Below are 1,050 nucleotides of genomic sequence, written 5' to 3'. Positions count from 1 at the left end.
GAACTTCAGTGGTTAGTTCTCGGCTGACTTCTACCTGACCGTGAGGTGTTAACAACTCCGTTAGATACTGTTTGGCAAATTGATCATGAGGCTGTCGGGTCATTAATCCTAACTCTTTGGGGTTGGTGTTAGTAGCCTTTCACCGATCAACTGACCAAAAACAGATCCCATGGATCTTGACATTTGAGACTTTTACCCCATAACCCAAGCTAGGGGCGCAAGGAAAGCCCCCCAGCCGAACTTATGACATCGAACTGAGGTCGAAATACCACCGCCATACCATTGAAAGGTCAGAGCATCAATCCCATCGACTGTCTCCAAACCTCTCCAACAGTTCCTGACGAGACAAGTTAAGCAGCACCTGAGTACGCTCTGTGATCGGCAACTGCATCAAAGGCTCAATGGTTCGGGATAATTCTTTATCAACAGTGCCAAACCGCCCTGCCAGTAGATTTTCCACCATCAGGCGCTGTCCCTCTAAATTTCCTTGCTCTAAGGTTTCTTCCCGCCAACGCAAATAAGCTGGTGATAAATTCATAATTAACTCCCTCTCGTTTTCAGTTAAATCTTCGCTTTCCTCTATTTTGATGCGCCAGTTGGCCAGAATCTCTAAGATGTTACCCCGTAAGGGGTGTCCGACCGGTAGTTCTAGCAACTCATTAATGGCTTGGCTTTGAGTCTTATCCCGTCCCAAAATTCTTAACCAGAGGGTTTCTTCGGTAAGCGGTAGCTGGTTAATGGCTACCAGGGCTGTGTTGAACCACTCAGGCAAAAAGTAAACTCCTGCAACCCAATCACCGGAATCACTAAGTTTTGCACCAAAGCCCTTCAACAGCTGGGCTGAACAGGAAGGGGACAAAATCCATAAACAGGGCAAATCAGTTTCACTGATCGGGTTTTTCTCTCGTCGTGCTTTCCGCTGCAGGTCACTGTAGAGAGCAAACAACTTCAACAGGCAATTGCGCACTGCCATGATTCCTGTAGCATTGCGGAACGGTTCCAATAAACAGGCGGTTGATGCCATCTTACCGAGCAATCCGATTTCCTTTG

The 1,050-nt window shown here is 47.3% G+C and carries 1 protein-coding gene; it reads right to left on the bottom strand.

The window, feature by feature from the left end; all coding sequences use genetic code 11:
• Positions 1 to 298 precede the first annotated feature (298 nt).
• Positions 299 to 1,050 (bottom strand): hypothetical protein (locus tag F6K51_RS38085; RefSeq protein WP_293031563.1); only part of this gene is annotated, 752 nt, incomplete at its 5' end.

The sequence above is a fragment of the Moorena sp. SIO3I8 genome (genome assembly GCF_010692325.1).
GTDB lineage: Bacteria > Cyanobacteriota > Cyanobacteriia > Cyanobacteriales > Coleofasciculaceae > Moorena.
Note: the sequence above shows the minus strand (reverse complement) of the source record. Positions and strands in the feature narration are given on the sequence as shown.